The sequence below is a fragment of the Vibrio sp. HI00D65 genome (assembly GCF_001635455.1).
In the GTDB taxonomy this organism is placed as follows: domain Bacteria; phylum Pseudomonadota; class Gammaproteobacteria; order Enterobacterales; family Vibrionaceae; genus Vibrio.
This window is the reverse complement of sequence record NZ_LWEH01000587.1, coordinates 1-394: the sequence shown is the minus strand read 5'-3', so window position 1 is coordinate 394 and position 394 is coordinate 1. Positions and strand designations below refer to the sequence as shown.

Below are 394 nucleotides of genomic sequence, written 5' to 3'. Positions count from 1 at the left end.
TAGTTGATGGGCTTATGGGAAAACATCAATTTAGGCTTACTTTGTGAAAAGTAAGACACACCCTGGAGGGGTTCCCGAGTGGCCAAAGGGAGCAGACTGTAAATCTGCCGGCACTGCCTTCGATGGTTCGAATCCGTCTCCCTCCACCATATTCTTCTTACCTCTTTAAGAGTTAAGAGAACAACCTGATTGATGGGCTTATGGGAAAACATCAATTTAGGCTTACTTTGTGAAAAGTAAGACACACCCTGGAGGGGTTCCCGAGTGGCCAAAGGGAGCAGACTGTAAATCTGCCGGCACTGCCTTCGATGGTTCGAATCCGTCTCCCTCCACCATATTCTNCTTAATTGGAAAATCGAAAAGCCAACTCATTGAGTTGGCTTTTTTCGTTTCT

2 tRNA genes are annotated in these 394 nt (G+C 46.1%); both read left to right on the top strand.

The window, feature by feature from the left end:
* Window positions 1–64 precede the first annotated feature (64 nt).
* A tRNA-Tyr gene (locus A3712_RS24060) sits at window positions 65–149 on the top strand.
* A gap of 101 nt (window positions 150–250) precedes the next feature.
* Window positions 251–335, top strand: a tRNA-Tyr gene (locus A3712_RS24055).
* Window positions 336–394: the final 59 nt, after the last annotated feature.